This window comes from Hyphomicrobiales bacterium (genome assembly GCA_016710435.1).
GTDB lineage: Bacteria > Pseudomonadota > Alphaproteobacteria > Rhizobiales > Aestuariivirgaceae > Aestuariivirga.
On the sequence record JADJVV010000001.1, the window covers coordinates 1,434,051 to 1,451,380 of the forward strand.

Genomic DNA, 17,330 nt, shown 5'->3' on the forward strand with positions numbered 1-17,330 from the left:
GCCTTGCCAAAGCATGACCCCCGTGAATCAGGGTAAAGTTTCAATAAATGCTGTGGATTGCGGGGATAGCGGGCATTTCAGGCCGCCCGCAGCAGGGCGGGCCGCTGCCGGTAGCTGAGGGCTTCGGCGAGATGGATGCGAGCGATCATCTCGCGCCCGTCGAGGTCGGCGATGCTGCGCGCGACGCGCAGCACCCGGTGAAAGCCGCGCGCCGAGAGGTTCATGGCTTCCGCCGCATCGCGGATGAGGCTCGTTCCAGCCGCGTCCAGCGTGGCGATCTCTTCCAGCAGCTTGCCGTCGGCCTCCGCATTGGTGCGAAGTGTGGGCCGTCCCAGCGCCCGGTAGCGCTCGGCCTGGCGCTGGCGGGCCGCGGCCACGCGCCCGTTGACGTCGGCGCTCGTTTCCTTGGGCGGCGGCAGCGTGAGGTCGGACGCCTTCACCGCCTGCAGTTCGACCTGGATATCCATGCGGTCGAGCAGCGGCCCGGAGATGCGCGCCTGGTAGTCCGCGGCACAGCGCGGGCCCTGCCGGCACACATGCCCCGGCTCGCCTGCCATGCCACACTTGCAGGGGTTCATGGCCGCGACCAGCTGGAAGCGGGCCGGGTAGGTCACGTGGTAGTTCGCCCGCGCCACCACCGTCTCGCCCGACTCCATGGGCTGGCGGAGCGACTCCAGCACACGCGGCGAAAACTCCGGCAGCTCGTCGAGGAAGAGCACGCCATGATGAGCGAGCGCCATCTCGCCCGGTTTCGCCCGCAGGCCGCCGCCCACCAGCGCCGGCATGGAAGCGGAATGGTGAGGCGCACGGAAGGGCCGCGCCCGCGACAGCTGGCCATCCCGCAGCTCGCCCGAGAGCGAGGCGATCATGGAGACATCCAGCATTTCGCGCGCCTCCATGGGCGGCAGGATGGAGGGCAGCCGCTGCGCCAGCATGGACTTGCCGGCACCGGGAGGGCCGACCATCAGCATGTGATGCCCGCCTGCGGCCGCAACCTCCAGCGCCCGCTTGGCCGCCTCCTGCCCCTTGATGTCGGAGAGATCGGGAAGGGCCCGGGCCTCCTCCTGCAGCCGCGCCGCCGGACGGCGCAGCACCTGCGTGCCCTTCACATGATTGATGAGCTGGATCAGCGTTTCGGGGGCGAGGATATCCACCTCCTCGCCCGCCCAGGCCGCTTCCGCACCCGAGGCCTTGGGGCAGATGAGGCCGAGGCCGTGGGCATGGGCCGTCATGGCGGCCGGAAGGGCCCCGGAAACGGACAGCAGGCTGCCATCCAGCGCCAGTTCACCCATCACCGCGTAGGACTGGAGGAAATCCGGGGGGATGACGCCCAGCGCCGAAAGAAGGGCGAGCGCGATCGGAAGGTCGTAGTGGCTTCCTTCCTTGGGCAGGTCGGCGGGCGAGAGGTTGATGACGAGGCGCTTGCCCGGAAGGGCGAGGCCGATGGCATGCAGCGCCGCCCGCACCCGCTCCCGGCTTTCGCCCACCGCCTTGTCGGGGAGGCCGACGACCGTGAACGCCGCCTGCCCGGAAACAAATTGCGCCTGGCAATCAATGAGAACGCCCTCCACCCCCTGAAAGGCAATTGTTGCAACCCGAGATGTCATGTTCAGCCCCTTTACCCTCAAGACGATAGGGCGGGCCAATTCCGTCGGTCAAGAACGAAAAAAGAACAAAACTACCCGAGCTTCCCCGCCACATCCGCCACGCCGCGGATGTCCTTGACCGCGAAGAAGCGCGGCGTGTCGTCCGGCACCTCTTCATGTTCGTGGTCCCACAGGATGTCGAAGGGCACGTAGACGCCATAACCTCCGGCGCGGATCATCGGCAGTACGTCGGAGCGGATGGAGTTGCCGGCCATGAGGGTGCGCTCCACCTTGCCGCCGTGGCGGCGGCAGATGCGTTCGTAGGTTTCGGGCTTCTTGTCGGAAACGATCTCCACGCCCTCGAAATAATGCGCAAGGCCCGAGGCCAGCACCTTGCGCTCCTGGTGATGCAGGTCGCCCTTGGTGACGAGCAGCAGGCGGTGGTTGCCGTGCAGCGCCTGCAGCGTCTCCTCCACATGGGGCAGCAGCTCGATCTCGTGGTCGAGCATGGTGCGGCCCATCTTGATGAGCTTGGCAATGGTCGCGGCGTCCACCGTTTCGCCGGAAATGGTGATCGCCGTCTCGATCATCGAGAGCGTGAAGCTCTTCACCCCGAAACCATAGTGGGCGATGTTGCGCTTCTCGGCCTCGGCCAGCGCATGCGCGCCTTCATCCGGCGGCAGGAGATGCGAGAACATCTCGCCGAAGGCTTTCTCCGCCGCATCGAAGTGGATGAGATTGTGCCACAGCGTATCGTCGGCATCGAAGGCGATGAGGTCGAGTGCGCTCACCGCCTGGCCTCGATCGCATCCCAGATCAGGGCGGCGATGTCGGCGCCGCCGAAGCGCTGCACCTGGCGGATGCCGGTGGGCGAGGTGACGTTGATCTCCGTCATGTAGTCGCCGATCACGTCGATCCCTGTGAAGATGAGGCCGCGCTTCCTGAGGTCTGGGCCGATGGCCTCGCAGATCTCGTGCTCGCGTTTGGTGAGCGTCGTCGGTTCCGCCTTGCCGCCCGCATGCATGTTGGAGCGGTGGTCGTGGGAGGCCGGGACGCGGTTGATGGCGCCCGCGACTTTTCCATCGACAAGGATGATGCGCTTGTCGCCGGCCCGCACCTCGGGCAGGTATTTCTGCGCGATGATCGGTTCCTTGAACAGCTGCCCGAACATCTCCAGCAGCGAGGAAAAGTTCTGGTCGTCCTTGTGGGTCTTGAAGATGCCCGCACCGCCATTGCCATAGAGCGGCTTCAGGATGATGTCGCCATGGGCACGGCGGAAAGCGGCGAGTTCGTCCCAGTCGCGGGTGATGAGTGTTGCCGGCATGTAGTCGGCATAGCGCAGGATGAACAGCTTCTCGGGCGCATTGCGCACCTCCGCCGGATCATTGACAACCAGTGTCTTCGGATGAATCTGGTCGAGCAGATGGGTGGCCGTGATGTAGCCCATGTCGAAGGGCGGGTCCTGGCGCATGAGAATCACGTCCTGCGTGGCGAGGTCGATCGTCCGGCGTGCGCCGAGCGTGGCGTGGTTGCCCTTCTCGTCGCGCACCGTCACGCCCTCGCCCGCGGCATGGAGCGAGCCGTCGCGCCAGGCCAGCGCGTTCACATGATAGTGGAACAGCTTGTGCCCGCGCCGCTGCGCTTCCAGCATCAGCGCAAAGGTGGAATCACCTGAAATGTCGATCGCTGTGATGGGGTCCATCTGGACCGCAACGGAAAGGCCCATGGCTTACCGGTCTCCGTAGAATGCGTTTTCGATATGTGTCGGACGGAAGTTAGAAGAGACGGCGACGATGTCAAACCGGCAGTGCCCGGCGGCGGCCTTGCTGTCGCGCGCCATCCAGTTTGCCGCTGCCGCCGAGATGCGTTTCGATTGCCGCGGCGTCACCGCGATCACGGCATCATCGACCGTGGCCCGCGCCTTGACTTCGATGAAGGCGGTGGTGGCGCCCTTGCGCATGACGAGGTCCACCTCGCCTGATCCGCATTTGAAGCGCCGCGCCAGCAGGCGGTAGCCCTTGCAGCGCAGGAACCAGAGCGCGATGGTCTCGGCCATGTGGCCGCGTTTCTCCGCCGCCTTCCGGTCTCTCACGGCGTCGTGCCCTTGATCTTGACGATGCGGGCGAAAGCCTCGTCGCGCGGAAGACCGGTGAGCTTTGCCACCTGCTGGGCCGCCTTGCCGGCGGGAAGAGCAGCGGCGGCATCGGCAATGATGCGGGCGATCTGCGCGTCATCAAGCACGGCATCGTCTGCCACGCGCCCGGCGATGACAATCACGCATTCCCCCTTGATCGACTCGCGTGCAGAGAGAACAGCGGCGACTTCACCCGCTGATCCGCGCACCACTTCCTCATGAAGCTTGGTGAGTTCGCGCGCCACAGCCAAGGGGCGGGCGGCATCGCGGGCGGCGATGTCCGTGACGGCGGCCCGCAGGCGGTGCGGGCTTTCATAGACGATGACCGTGGACGTGCCGGCAAGCAACCCGTCGAGCACGCGCCCGCGTTCGCCATCACTGCTCGGCAGGAAACCGCCGAAGTGGAACGAGTCTGTGGCAAGGCCGGAGAGTTGCAGGGCCGTCAGCACGGCATTGGCGCCGGGGAGCGCCGTCACAGGAAGGTCCGCCTCGGCGCAGGCCCGCACCAGCCGGAAGCCGGGATCGGAGATGAGCGGCGTTCCTGCGTCACTGACCAGCGCTATCGCCTTCCCGCTGCGCAGATCATCGAGGATCGCGGGCACAAGCTGCGACTCGTTGTGCTCGTGCAACGCCTTCAGCGGCACACGCAGGCCGTAGCGTTCCAGCAGGCGGACGGTGATGCGCGTGTCCTCGCAATAGATGACTTGGGCGGCAGCCAGTGTTTCCAGCGCGCGCAGCGTGATGTCGCCCAGGTTTCCGATGGGCGTCGCCACGAGGTAAAGCCCCGGCGTCAGGGCCGGAGCGTCGAAGGCATGGGCGCCGATGTGGAAGCGGGGCTGAACTGGAAGGTCCGTCATGGGTCATCCGGCATAATGAGGGAGGGCGCGCGGTGCAAGCTCAGCGGATGGGCCGTAGCGCCTGATAGAGGGCGCGGAACTGCGGCAATCGGGTTGCAAACCGGTCGCGCCAGACAGGATCGGGCTTCACTTCCGTGCTGCGCTCCGGTTTCCGGTAGAGGGCGGAGGCCGCTTCCCCTGTCACCGCCTGCCGCGCCAGCCGCGCGACACCAATGGCGCCACCCATGTCGCTCGCGGCGATCAGATGCAGCGGCCGGTCCAGCGCCGAGGCAATCATGCGGGTCCAGAGCGGACTGCGGAAACCGCCGCCCACGGCATAAAGCGTGCGCGGCACCGTGCCGGTGGACACCAGTGCCGCATAGGCATCGGCCAGCGAGAGAGCCACGCCCTCAAGCACCGCGCGCGTGAGATCGCTGCGGTCGGTCGTCGCCTCAAGCCCCAGGAAGGCGCCGCGCATGGCGGGATCGTCATGGGGCGTGCGCTCGCCCGTGAGATAGGGAAGAAACAGCAGGCGCGACGGCTCGGCCATGCGCCGCGCCACCCGCTTCAATGTGGTGTCGAGCGTATCCTCCTCGCCGAGAACCCGTGCAAGCCAGGCGAGGGGCGATGCGCCATTGAGAAGTGCCGCCATCTGGAACCACAGGCCGGGGAGTGCATGGGCGAAGGCGTGGATGTTCTTGTCCGGTGCCGGAACGTGGCGCGTCTTGCTGACGAAGATCTGGGCCGCGGTGCCGAGCGAGACAACCCCGTCGCCTTCGCCCACGAGGCCAAGCCCCAGCGTATTGGCAGCGGCATCGCCCGTGCCCGTGACGACGGCGATGCCGCGCGGAAGGGAAAGGGCACGCGCCGCTGCGGGGGTCAGATGCCCGGCGATCGCATTGCCTTCGAGAATCGGTGGCAATTGCGTTGATGAAAGGCCGCAGGCCTTGGCGATGTCGTCGCACCAGCGCCGCTGTGCCACGTCGAGCATCCACATGCCGGAGGCATCGACGGGATCGGTGGCATGACGTCCCGTGAGGCGGAAGCGGAGCGCATCCTTGGGACTGACGATCACCTCGGCTTGCGCCAGGACATCGGGCTCATGCCGCTGCAGCCACAGCAGCTTCGGCGCCGTGAAGCCCGCCATGGCCCGTACCCCGGCGATGGCGGCGTGGCCGGGCAGCATGCGGTTGAGGTCGCGCGCCTCCGCCGTGGCCCGCCCGTCATTGTGCAGGATGCAGGCCCGCAACGGCTTGCCGTTCTTGAACAGTACCGCGCCATGCATGTGGCCGGACAGCCCGACGGCCGAGACCGCCTTCCACTCGCGGGGCCGCAGGGAGGCCAGTTCGGCACAGGCGCGGGCCAGGGCCCGCCACCAGTCCTCCGGCGATTGCTCGGACCACAGGGCCTGGGGGCGGCGGGTCGGCACGGGGGCCGAGGCTGCGGCAATGACACGCTGGCCATCGCTCAGCACGGCCTTCAGGGCCGTGGTGCCCAGATCGATGCCAAGCACCCGGATATCGGCCCCGGCCCGTGCAACATGTGCCATGAATGGCTCCCGAATCGCGCAATTGACGCGCGGCTGGCTTCATGCCTATAAGCGCGCCATTCCGAAAGCCGTCGCCGCGCCACAGGGAGGGTCTGAAAAGTCCCATGGTTCGGGTACGGCCATTTCCGTTTGAACTTATGAAGCAGGATTGATCAATGGCCAACACCTCCTCCGCCAAGAAGGCAACCCGCGTTGCCGGCCGGCGCACCATCATCAACAAGAACCGCCTCTCGGCTGTTCGCACCGCCGTGCGCAAGGTGGAAGAAGCCGTGACCTCCGGCAAGAAGGGCGACGCTGAAGCCGCCCTGAAGGCCGCTGCTCCTGCGCTGGCCCGCGGCGCCCAGAAGGGCGTGATGCACAAGAATGCTGCATCGCGAAAGATTTCGCGCCTGACCAAGCGCGTCAAGGGCATGCAGGGCTGATCAATCCGCCCGGCAAAGAGCCACACGAACCCGCCCCGGCCTCGCCGCGGCGGGTTTTTTTATGCCTGGACGCCTGCCATCCTCCCTCCCGATGTTCCGGGAACGGATAGATTGTTAATAAAAAATGCTTTAAAAACAGAGGGGTAACAAATTCTCCCCCATGAGCACATGGAATCGCCCCTCACTCGCCTTCCCGCTGCAGGGCTGCGACGTCGCTGCCCCGGTTTTTGTGGTATTTCTGCAACGTCTGATTCAGGTCGCTGAATCAAGCGTTTGAAGCGTTCAGCCCGTCCACGCCGCAGCGCACCCGGGAATTCTTTGACTCTCCGTATACGGATCATTCACGGATTCAATTTGCGCCGCCCGGAAGCCCCTCTGTAAGTTGTCCACAGGACGGCGGGAGAAAAAAGCAAAAGCCCGTCGCCCGGGGACCGGGACAGGGTCCAAAGCAGGAGTGGCTGGGGTGTAACAAGAGAGCGGCAGCCGGATGGCAGAGGCAATGGCATCCGGAGGTAAGTGGCGTCGGCGACGCGCAATCTGAGAAACAAGCGTTAGGTGTGATCTGAGGAGTGAACCACCAGGTGTCTTCATCTGGAGGAGTTTTCCCTTGGCCTTGCGCTGAAAAATTTGGGGGCGGCAAAAGAGATGAACATGGGCGGACAGGCAGCGGAACGGTCGGCGGGCAAACTGGTGGCGGCGCAGGACGGCCTGCGTGAGACATGGACCAAGGTGGCCCAGCGCCTGCGGGCCGAGCTGGGCGATGATCTCTTCAACTCCTGGTTCGGACGCATGGAGCCGGAGGGTTTCGTGGACGGCGTTCTCGTCGCCTCGGTGCCGACGCGCTTTCTCAAAAGCTGGATCGAGAACCACTATGCCGCGAAGCTGACCAAGATTGCCGGGGCTGAATTTGCCGGGCTGCGCCAGGTGCAGGTGCGTGTGCGCGTGCAGGGCGTCACCGCCCAATCGGGCAGTGTGCCGCGTGCCATCGTCAACCTGCCGCGCAGCGAAGGGCGCCATGCCGAGCCATCCTCGCTTCAGCCCATGGCGGGCTTCATGCCGCAGGCCGCGGAAGCGGCCCTCGCGCGCGCCACGGTGATCGACGAGAGCCAGACCTTCGACAGCTTCATGATCGGTCAATCGAACCAGCTCGCCCACGCCGCCGCCATGCGCGTGGCCAATTCGCCCACGGGCACGCCCGTGGGCTTCAACCCGCTCTACATTCACGCCGGCGCGGGCCTTGGAAAGACCCATCTGCTCAACGCCATTGCCAAGCGCATCCGCGAGACGCAGCCCATGCGCAAGGTCATGGTGATGACCGCCGAGCGCTTCATGTACAGCTTCATCTATGCCGTGCGGCAGCGCGACACGCTTTCCTTCAAGGACCAGTTCCAGTCCGTCGACGTGCTCCTGATCGACGATTTCCAGTTCCTCCAGGGCAAGGCCATCCAGCAGGAGTTCTGCCACGCCTTCAACTCGCTGGTGGACCAGCGCCGCCAGGTGGTGGTGGCCGCCGATGTGCCGCCCGCCCAGCTCGACACGGTGGACCAGCGCATGCGTTCGCGCCTGATGGGCGGTCTCGTGGTGGACATCGAGTCGCCGGACATCGCCCTTCGCCGCAAGATCCTCTCGGTGCGCCGCGACATCCTCCTGGCCCGCGATCCCGGTGCCATGGTGAACGATGACATCCTCGAACTGGTGGCCGAGCGCGTTACCGGCGGTGGCCGCGAACTCGAAGGAGCGCTCAACCGCATCGCCGCCTTCCAGCAGTTCAACAGCCAGCCCATCACCCTCGACCTTGCGTCCATGGTGCTGCGCGATGCTGCCGCCCAGGGACAGGATGCAGGCCGCATCAAGATCGACGACATCCTCAAGGTGGTGGGCCGCCACTACAATGTCTCGAAGAACGACCTTCTCTCGCCACGCCGCGCCCGCAACGTGGTGGTGCCGCGCCAGATCGGCATGTATCTCGCCAAGAAGCTGACGAGCCGCAGCCTGCCCGAGATCGGCCGCCGCTTCGGGGGCCGCGACCATTCCACCGTGCTCCACGCCGTGCGCAAGATCGACGACCTGATGCGCGCCGACGAAAAGCTGGCCAAGGACCTGGCGCAACTGATCAGGCTCATCGAACAGGGCGCGTGAGGGGGGCGAAAAACTGCGGAAAGGGACCGGAAAGACGTTGAATATCCGGTCCTTCCGGGCCATGGTCGCCAGTCCAAATCCACTTTTTTCCGGACGACCCCTCCGCCATGCGCGTCACCATTGAACGGTCAGCCTTCCTCAAAGCCCTGAATCACGTGCAGAGCGTGGTGGAGCGCCGCAACACCATTCCGATCCTCTCCAACGTGCTGGTGCAGTCGGACAAGGACAAGGTGCGCCTCACCGCCACCGACCTCGACATCGAGATCGTGGAAACCGTGGCGGCGGAAACTTCGCGCAATGGCGCCGCCACCGTTCCCGCCCACATGCTTTACGACATCGTGCGCAAGCTGCCCGATGGCGCGCAGTTGGAACTGGAGCAGGGACCCGATGCCGGCCGCGTCAACATCAAGGCCGGGCGCTCGCGCTTCCAGTTGCAAGCCCTGCCGCCGGAGGATTTCCCCGACCTCTCCAGCGGCGAACTGGGCAACAGCTTCACGCTCTCCTCGGGCGACCTGCGCCGCCTGATCGAGAAGACCCGCTTTGCCATCTCGACCGAAGAGACGCGCTACTATCTGAACGGCATCTACCTGCACCAGGCCAAGGAGCAGGGCGCCGATGCGCCCGTGCTGCGCGCCGTCGCCACCGATGGCCACCGCCTCGCCCAGTCGCAGGTGCCGTTGCCGGAGGGTGCCGCGGGCATGCCCGGCATCATCGTGCCGCGCAAGACCGTGCTGGAGGTGGTGAAGCTCATCGAAGGTGACGACACGGAGGTGCAGGTCTCGCTCTCGGCCTCCAAGATCCGTTTTGCGGCGGGCCATCTGGTGCTCACCTCGAAGCTCATCGACGGCACCTTCCCCGACTACGAGCGCGTCATTCCCCGCGGTCACGACAAGACGCTGGATGTGGACGCCAAGGCTTTCGCCGATGCCGTGGACCGCGTTTCCACCATTTCGCTGGAAAAGAGCCGCGCCGTGAAGCTGATGCTCTCCGACGGCAAGATGACGCTCGTCGTGAACAACCCCGACTCCGGTTCCGCCGAGGAAGAGGTGGCGGTGGACTATACCCGCGATCCCCTCGAGATCGGCTTCAACTCGCGCTACCTGCTCGACGTGGCCGGCCAGATCACCGCGGAGAACATGCGCTTCGAACTGCAGGACGCAGGCTCACCCACCGTGGTGCGCGATCCCAAGGACGCGCAGTCGCTCTATGTGCTGATGCCCATGCGGGTGTAAGCAGGGGCGCGATGCACCCCTCCACCTTTGCCGTCACGCGCCTCACGCTGACCGATTTCCGCAACTACGGCCACATGCGGCTGGAGCCGTCGCGGCCGCTTGTGGCGCTGGCGGGCGCCAATGGTGCGGGCAAGACCAATTTGCTGGAGGCGGTTTCGCTGCTGGTGCCGGGGCGGGGTTTGCGCGGCGCAGAGTTTTCCGCCCTCGCCCGCCAGGGTGGCCCTGGGCAGTGGGCCGTCGCCGCCCATGTGGTGACGCCGGCGGGTGACATGCAGGTGGGCACGGCCTGGCAGCCCGGCGAGGACGGCGAAACGGCCAGCACCCGCTCCGTCATGATCGATGGACTGACGCAACGCTCCGCCGGCGCGCTGACGGGACTGTTGCGCATGGTCTGGCTCACCCCCGCCATGGACCGCCTCTTCCAGGGCGCGCCCGGTGATCGCCGCCGTTTCCTCGACCGCATGGTGATGCTGTTTGATGCCGAGCATGCCTCTCGCGTTAACGCCTTCGAGAAACTGATGCGCGAACGGAATGCCCTTCTCTCCGAGAACAATCCCGATGGTGCCTGGCTGGCGAGTCTTGAGGTGCAGATGGCCGAGAGTGCCGTTGCCGTGGCGGCGGCACGCCTGGCGGCGGTGGGCATTCTCGCCCGCCATGTGGCGCTGAGCGAGCACCACGGTCCCTTTCCCTGGGCGGCCCTCTCGATCACGGGCGCCATGGAAGACCTGGTGATGCAGCATCCGGCGGTGGAAGCGGAAGACATCTACCGCCGCGACCTCGCCCGGGGCCGCGCCGCCGACAGGGCCGCAGGCCGGGCGCTGGCAGGTCCCCACCGCAGCGACCTCCATGTGGTCCACGGACCCAAGGCGATGCCCGCCGAACTCTGCTCCACGGGCGAGCAGAAAGCGCTCCTGATCGGCCTCATCCTGGCCCAGGCGCGGGCGGCCAAAAGTCTCTTCGGGGCAAGCCCCATGCTGCTCCTTGACGAAATTGCCGCACACCTCGATCCGGCCCGCCGCACGGCCCTTTTCGGGCTGCTGGAAACCCTTGGATCTCAAGTGTTTATGACCGGCACGGAGGTCTCACTTTTTGATGGCGCGGGAGCCTCCACAGTGGTGTATCTGGTGGATGGCGGACAGCTCTCCGAATCACGCTGAGAGCTGCCTTTCGCCCCCTCTCCGACGACCCCGGAACCCCCATGTCACAGAACGACCAAGAGCAGAAACCGCAGGCCGAATACGGCGCTGAATCGATCAAGGTGCTGAAGGGCCTTGATGCCGTGCGCAAGCGCCCCGGCATGTACATCGGCGATACCGATGACGGCTCGGGCCTGCACCACATGGTCTACGAAGTCGTCGACAACGCGATCGACGAAGCGCTGGCCGGTCACGCCACGCTGGTCACCGTGTCGCTCAACGCCGATGGCTCCGCCACCGTCACCGACAACGGCCGCGGCATCCCCACCGACATCAAGAAGGATGACGACCACGAGCCCCAGCGCTCGGCAGCGGAAATCGTGATGACGGAGCTGCACGCCGGCGGCAAGTTCGACCAGAATTCCTACAAGGTCTCGGGCGGCCTTCATGGCGTGGGCGTCTCGGTGGTGAACGCGCTCTCGACCAAGCTCGAACTCACCGTGCACCGTGGTGGCAAGACCCACACCATGACCTTCACCCATGGCGTGCCCGATGCACCGCTCCGCGTTGTGGGCGAGGCGCAAGGCAAGCGCGGCACCGAGGTGACGTTCCTGCCATCGACCGGCACCTTCACCAAGACCGAGTTTGATTTCGCCACGCTGGAACACCGCCTGCGCGAACTCGCCTTCCTCAATTCCGGTGTACGCATCACCCTCACCGACCGGCGCGGCGTCGAGCCCAACGTCGTCGAACTCTTCTACGAGGGCGGCATCGCGGCCTTCGTGAAATATCTCGACCGTTCCAAGCAGCCGGTGCTGAAGGAGCCGATCCTGATCAAGGGCGAACGCGACGGCATCACCGTGGAATGCGCCCTGTGGTGGAATGACAGCTACAATGAAAGCGTCTTCTGCTTCACCAACAACATTCCGCAGCGCGACGGCGGCACCCATCTCGCAGGCTTCCGCGGCGCGCTCACCCGCGTCATCAACAACTACGCCGCCAATTCCGGAATCTCCAAAAAGGAAAAGGTGCAGCTGACCGGCGATGACGCGCGCGAAGGCATGACCTGCGTGCTCTCGGTCAAGGTGCCCGATCCCAAGTTCTCCTCGCAGACGAAGGACAAGCTCGTCTCCTCCGAGGTGCGCCCGGTCGTCGAAAGCTACGTCAACGATGCGCTCGGCGCCTGGTTCGAGGAACACCCGGGCGATGCCCGTTCCATCGTGCAGAAGATCGTGGAAGCCGCCGCCGCCCGAGAGGCCGCCCGCAAGGCCCGTGAACTGACCCGCCGCAAGGGCGCGCTCGATATCTCCTCGCTTCCCGGCAAGCTCGCCGATTGCCAGGAACGCGATCCCGCCCGCTGCGAACTCTTCATCGTCGAAGGTGACAGCGCCGGTGGCTCCGCAAAGCAGGCGCGCAACCGAGACAACCAGGCGGTGCTGCCCCTGCGCGGCAAGATCCTCAACGTCGAGCGCGCCCGCTTCGACAAGATGCTCTCCTCGGTGGAAATCGGCACGCTCATCACGGCGCTGGGCACCGGCATCGGCCGCGAGGAATTCAATATCGGCAAGCTGCGCTATCACAAGATCATCGTGATGACCGACGCCGACGTGGACGGCGCGCATATCCGCACGCTGCTGCTCACCTTCTTCTACCGCCAGATGCCGGAATTGATCGAGCGCGGGCATCTCTATATCGCCCAGCCGCCGCTCTACAAGATCAAGCGCGGCAATTCAGAACAGTACCTGAAGGACAACAAGGCGCTGGAGGAGAACCTGGTGGATCAGGGCCTTGACGGCGTGAAGCTGGTGCTGGGCAACGGCAGCGAACGCGCCGGCGCCGATCTCCGCGCCATCGTCGAAGAGGCGCTTGCGATCCGCGGCGTCATCGAAGGCCTGCACTCGCGTTATCCCACGCTGGTGATCGAGCAGGCGGCGATTGCGGGCGCCCTCAATCCCGAAGTTCTCTCCGACCAGGCCAACGCCGAGGCCGCGGCCGCCTACGTGGCCCGCCGCCTCGACATCCTCTCCGATGAAACGGAACGTGGTTGGCACGGCGCCATCGCGGCGGACGGCGGCCTCAACTTCATGCGCGAACTCCGCGGCGTGAAGGAAAGCTGGCACATCGACAACAAGCTGATCTCATCAGCCGACGCCATGCGCCTCGACCGCAAGACGGCTCATCTGCAGGAGGTCTATGCCCATCCTGCCAAGCTGAAGCGCAAGGATTTCGAAACGCCGATCAACGGACCCCTGGGCCTGCTGGACGCCATCTTCTCGGCCGGCCGCAAGGGTGTGTCGTTGCAGCGCTACAAAGGCCTCGGCGAGATGAATCCCGAGCAGCTCTGGGAGACAACACTCGATCCCAACGTGCGCTCACTGTTGCGCGTCAAAGTCTCGGAAATCGACCAGGCCGACGACCTCTTCACCAAGCTCATGGGTGACGTCGTCGAGCCGCGCCGCGACTTCATTCGCGAAAACGCCCTCAACGTCGCCAACCTCGACGTCTGATCAGTACAGCTCGCCGTCCTTGACCATGCGCTTGCGCGGGGGCGGAGGAGGTGCATCGCCGCCGTCATCGATGCCGAAGATGCGGGCGAAGAGGCCGCGCTTCTTCTTCTTGCGCGGCACCGGCGCCACGTCTTCCTCGGCGATCTGCGGATCAGCCTCGATTGCATCCTGGGGCGCAGTATCGGCCACGACCGCGTCGGTGTCCGGCGGCGCCTGCATTTCACCCGGCAGGATGCGCGGGCTAAGACCCTTGTGGGCTTCCTCCATCACGTCCTTCCAGACGAGCGCCGGCAGTGAACCGCCTGTCACCTTCTTCGTGGGCGAGCTGTCGTCGTTCCCCATCCACACGGTCGTCACATAATAGGGCGTGAAGCCGATGAACCAGGCGTCGCGGTAATCCTGGCTGGTGCCCGTCTTGCCGCCGATGTCGAGGTTGTCGAATTCGGCCTTGGTGGCGGTGCCTTCTCGCACCACGGCGCGGAAGAGGATGTTCATGGCGCCGAGGTCATTGTCGGAGACGACGCGGCCCAGCCCGTCGCCCTTGCGCTGGTACAGCACCTTGCCAGCCTTGGTGTAGATGCGCGTCACCACATAGGGTTCGACGGCATAGCCGCCATTGGCAAACGGCGTGTAGGCGGCCGTGAGTTCAAGCGGTGTGACTTCCGATGTGCCGAGTGCAATGGTGGCGTCGGTGCCCAGTTGCGAGGTGATGCCAAGGCGGTGGGCCACGGCTGCAACGGCCTGCGGCGTCACCGCCTGCCCGAGGCGTGCCGCAACGGTGTTGATGGAGAGGGCAAAGGCGCGCTCCAGCGTGACGGGTCCGAGGTAACGGTCGGTGTAATTCTGCGGCGCCCAGTTGCCGATGCGGATCGGCTCATCCACCTCGACGCTTTCCGGGCGATAGCCGTTCTCGATGGCGGCGAGATAGACGAAGGGCTTGAAGGCCGATCCCGGCTGGCGCTTCGCCTTGACGGCGCGGTTGAACTGGCTGCGCTTGTAGGACCGCCCGCCGACGAGCGCCTTCACCGCACCCCGCGTGTCGAGCGTCACCACGGCGCCTTCGCTCACCGCCAGCTTCCTGCCGTTGTCGGCGAGGCGCTTCCGGAGCGAGGCTTCCGCCTTGAGCTGCATCACCGTGTCGAGCGTCGTCTCGATCACCAGCGATTCATGGGTGTCCTTGGTGTAGAGCGGCAGCTGGTCGATGATCCAGTCCACCGCGTATTGCGTCGCCGGCACATAGTCGGCGGGCGTCGTCCTGGTGGAGGAGGCGAGCGCCTCGCTCATGTCGTCCGCCGTGATGTAGCCCTCTTGCACCATGTTCTGGAGCACGAGTGTCGCCCGCTCACGGGCCTCCTGCGGCCGCCTGGCTGGATTGTAGGTGGTGGGGGCCTTGAGGACGCCGGCGAGCGTAGCTGCTTCCATGATCGACAGCTCTTCCGGAGACTTGCCGTAGAAGGCCCGGCTGGCCTTGTCGATGCCGTTGGCCCCGCCGCCGAAATAGACGCGGTTCATGTAGAGCTGGAGGATTTCATCCTTGGAGAACTTGGTCTCCAGCCAGATCGCGAGGACAACCTCCTGGAGTTTGCGATTGATGGTTCGCTCGGGCGAGAGGAAGAGGTTCTTGGCCAACTGCTGCGTCAGCGTGGAGCCGCCTTGCGTCATGCGCCCGCCGCGCAGGTTGCTCAGCATGGCGCGTCCCAGTCCCCACGGGTCAATGCCGTGATGGCTGTAGAAGCGCCGGTCCTCGATGGCGATGATGGCGTTGGGCACGTAGTCGGGCAGCGCCTCGATGTTCACGCTGTCGCCGAAGAAGGTGCCGCGCTGGGCGAGTTCGGTTCCGTCCGAAGCGAGGATCATGATGCCCGGTTCGCGCTCGGGCACCTGGAAGACGCCTTTCTGTGCCAGCGTGAACCAGATGAAGGCGAAGGTCGCGGCACAGGCGATAGCGGCCCAGAAGCCCAGCGCCAGCGTGAAGCGGAACAGCCAGCCCAACAGGCTGCGCCGGCGCTTGCGCGGAGCAGGTTCTGCCACGCGCCCGCGCCGTTCCGGGAATAACTGCGGTTCCTGCCGTCCCCGCCGTTGCGATTGCGCGGCTTTCTTCTTTCCGCCGCCAAACCAGCCCATCGTCCACTCCGCCCCCGGTTGTACCCGGCGGCACCCTAAAGGCCCGGACCTTGCCGGGCGGTTACTGGTCCCGCTGTTGCGGGGAAATCATGGGTAAAAGATGGCTGCAAGGGCCGCGTGGGCCCCTCACATGACGGCGCCGATATACCACGGCACGTATTCGTTTTCGCCGTAGCCCAGTTCTTCGGATTTGGTCTTCTGGCCCGACGCGGTCTTCAGCATGAGGTCGAAGATCTGCTGACCCTTCACCTCCAGCGGCACACCCTCCACGACGTCACCGCAGTTGATGTCCATGTCGTCGATCATGCGGGTGTAGATGTCGGTGTTGGTGGCGAGCTTGATGGAAGGGCAGGGCTTGTTGCCATAGGCGCTTCCACGCCCCGTGGTGAAGCACATGAGATTGGCGCCGCCCGCCACCTGTCCGGTCGCCCCCACGGGATCATAGCCCGGCGTATCCATGAACACGAAACCCTTGGCGGTGACCGGTTCGGCATAGTTGTAGACGGCCTGCAGCGTGGTGGTGCCACCCTTGGCGGCGGCGCCCAGCGACTTTTCCAGAATGGTGGTGAGCCCACCCAGCTTGTTGCCGGGCGACGGGTTGTTGTTCATTTCCATGTTGTTGCGGCGGGTATAATCCTCCCACCACTTGATGATGCCGACAAGTTTCTCACCCACTTCCCTGGTGGCCGCGCGGCGCGTGAGCAGGTGTTCCGCCCCATAGATTTCCGGCGTTTCGGAAAGAATGCCGGTGCCGCCATGGCGGACGAGAATATCGACAGCCGCACCCAGCGCCGGATTGGCGGTGATGCCGGAATAGCCATCCGAGCCGCCGCACTGCAACGCCACCACAAGGTCGGAGGCGGGGCACGTCTCGCGCTTCACGTTGTTCACGGAGTCGAGCATTTCCTTCACGTAGGCAATGCCGCGGTCCACCGTCTTCTTGGTGCCGCCGGTTTCCTGGATGGTCATGGTGCGGAAGAGTTCATTCTCCTCCACCTTGTAGGCTTCCTTGAAGCGCGGGATCTGGAATCCTTCGCAGCCCAGCCCCACCATCATGACGCCGCCCATGTTCGGGTTGGTGGCATAACCCCAGGCGGTGCGCTTGAAGGTGTCGAAGATCACGCCGCGGTAATCGATGACGCAACCGTTGTCCTGCGTCAGCGCCACGATGCCGTCGATGTTGGGATAGTCGTTGAGCATGCCCGAGCGCTCGACCTCGCGGGCGATGTGTGCCGCGACCGTGGCCGAGCAGTTCACGCTGGTCATGATGCCGATGTAGTTGCGCGTGCCCACCTTGCCGTTCTTGCGGCGGTAGCCCTGGAAGGTGGCGCGCTGGTTCTCCGGCAGCACCTCTTCCGTCTTCGCGGCCTGCGCGAAGGCATAGTCGTGCGCCAGTTCGCCCATGATGACGTTGTGCTCATGCACCCATTCACCGGGCGCGATATCGCTCTTGGCGAAACCGATGATCTGCCCGAACTTGCGGATGGGCTCGCCATTGGCGATCTTCACCGACGCCATCTTGTGGCCACGCATGATCTTGGCTTGCGCCGTGATGCCCTCGAGGGTCTCGCCCTTCTCGATGATGCGAGTGGCGACGACGACATTGTCAGTGCCGTGAAGGCGCAGGAGAGGCGAGCCGGGGCGAGACGCTTTATCCATGGTGAC

General features: G+C 65.2%; 13 protein-coding genes. 5 read left to right on the forward strand and 8 right to left on the reverse strand.

What is annotated here, in order from left to right; genetic code table 11:
* Nucleotides 1–77: 77 nt before the first annotated feature.
* The 6 genes from IPM06_06990 to xylB form a co-directional block, all read right to left on the reverse strand.
* Entirely contained in the window at nucleotides 78–1,607 is a 1,530-nt protein-coding gene (locus tag IPM06_06990; GenBank protein ID MBK8770160.1) for a YifB family Mg chelatase-like AAA ATPase, read from the reverse strand.
* Between the two features lie 71 nt (nucleotides 1,608–1,678).
* Nucleotides 1,679–2,377 (reverse strand): HAD family hydrolase, encoded by a 699-nt coding sequence (locus tag IPM06_06995; GenBank protein ID MBK8770161.1) that lies wholly within the window; start codon nucleotides 2,375–2,377, stop codon nucleotides 1,679–1,681.
* The gene (gshB, locus tag IPM06_07000; protein ID MBK8770162.1) at nucleotides 2,374–3,312 is read right to left on the reverse strand and encodes a glutathione synthase; all 939 of its coding nucleotides are present in this window, start codon (nucleotides 3,310–3,312) and stop codon (nucleotides 2,374–2,376) included. The genes IPM06_06995 and gshB overlap by 4 nt, the downstream gene beginning before the upstream one ends.
* 3 nt (nucleotides 3,313–3,315) lie before the next feature.
* Nucleotides 3,316–3,642 (reverse strand): YraN family protein, encoded by a 327-nt coding sequence (locus IPM06_07005; protein ID MBK8770163.1) that lies wholly within the window; start codon nucleotides 3,640–3,642, stop codon nucleotides 3,316–3,318.
* Nucleotides 3,643–3,674: 32 nt separating this feature from the next.
* Nucleotides 3,675–4,577 carry a 16S rRNA (cytidine(1402)-2'-O)-methyltransferase gene (gene rsmI / locus IPM06_07010; GenBank protein ID MBK8770164.1) on the reverse strand — a complete coding sequence of 301 codons (903 nt, stop codon included), beginning with the start codon at nucleotides 4,575–4,577 and terminating at the stop codon, nucleotides 3,675–3,677.
* 40 nt (nucleotides 4,578–4,617) lie between these two features.
* Nucleotides 4,618–6,105 carry a xylulokinase gene (gene xylB, locus IPM06_07015; protein ID MBK8770165.1) on the reverse strand — a complete coding sequence of 496 codons (1,488 nt, stop codon included), beginning with the start codon at nucleotides 6,103–6,105 and terminating at the stop codon, nucleotides 4,618–4,620.
* A 155-nt stretch (nucleotides 6,106–6,260) separates the two neighbouring features.
* Between xylB and rpsT the strand changes: the two genes are divergently transcribed.
* From rpsT to gyrB, 5 genes are all read left to right on the forward strand, one after another.
* Complete coding sequence (gene rpsT / locus IPM06_07020) at nucleotides 6,261–6,527, forward strand: 30S ribosomal protein S20 (protein ID MBK8770166.1); 267 nt, start codon at nucleotides 6,261–6,263, stop codon at nucleotides 6,525–6,527.
* A gap of 651 nt (nucleotides 6,528–7,178) precedes the next feature.
* Nucleotides 7,179–8,666: a chromosomal replication initiator protein DnaA gene (gene dnaA / locus IPM06_07025; protein MBK8770167.1), complete on the forward strand. Its 1,488-nt coding sequence runs from the start codon at nucleotides 7,179–7,181 to the stop codon at nucleotides 8,664–8,666.
* 107 nt (nucleotides 8,667–8,773) lie between these two features.
* Nucleotides 8,774–9,898: a DNA polymerase III subunit beta gene (locus IPM06_07030; protein MBK8770168.1), complete on the forward strand. Its 1,125-nt coding sequence runs from the start codon at nucleotides 8,774–8,776 to the stop codon at nucleotides 9,896–9,898.
* Nucleotides 9,899–9,909: 11 nt separating this feature from the next.
* Nucleotides 9,910–11,055: a DNA replication/repair protein RecF gene (gene recF / locus IPM06_07035; protein MBK8770169.1), complete on the forward strand. Its 1,146-nt coding sequence runs from the start codon at nucleotides 9,910–9,912 to the stop codon at nucleotides 11,053–11,055.
* A gap of 41 nt (nucleotides 11,056–11,096) precedes the next feature.
* A complete protein-coding gene (gene gyrB, locus IPM06_07040) occupies nucleotides 11,097–13,541 on the forward strand; it encodes a DNA topoisomerase (ATP-hydrolyzing) subunit B (GenBank protein MBK8770170.1) in 2,445 nt (814 codons plus the stop codon).
* On the opposite strand, the gene IPM06_07045 is transcribed toward gyrB, so the two are convergent.
* Entirely contained in the window at nucleotides 13,542–15,665 is a 2,124-nt protein-coding gene (locus IPM06_07045) for a PBP1A family penicillin-binding protein (GenBank protein MBK8770171.1), read from the reverse strand. It abuts the gene before it with no gap.
* A 126-nt stretch (nucleotides 15,666–15,791) separates the two neighbouring features.
* The gene (locus IPM06_07050) at nucleotides 15,792–17,324 is read right to left on the reverse strand and encodes an altronate dehydratase (GenBank protein MBK8770172.1); all 1,533 of its coding nucleotides are present in this window, start codon (nucleotides 17,322–17,324) and stop codon (nucleotides 15,792–15,794) included.
* Nucleotides 17,325–17,330: the final 6 nt, after the last annotated feature.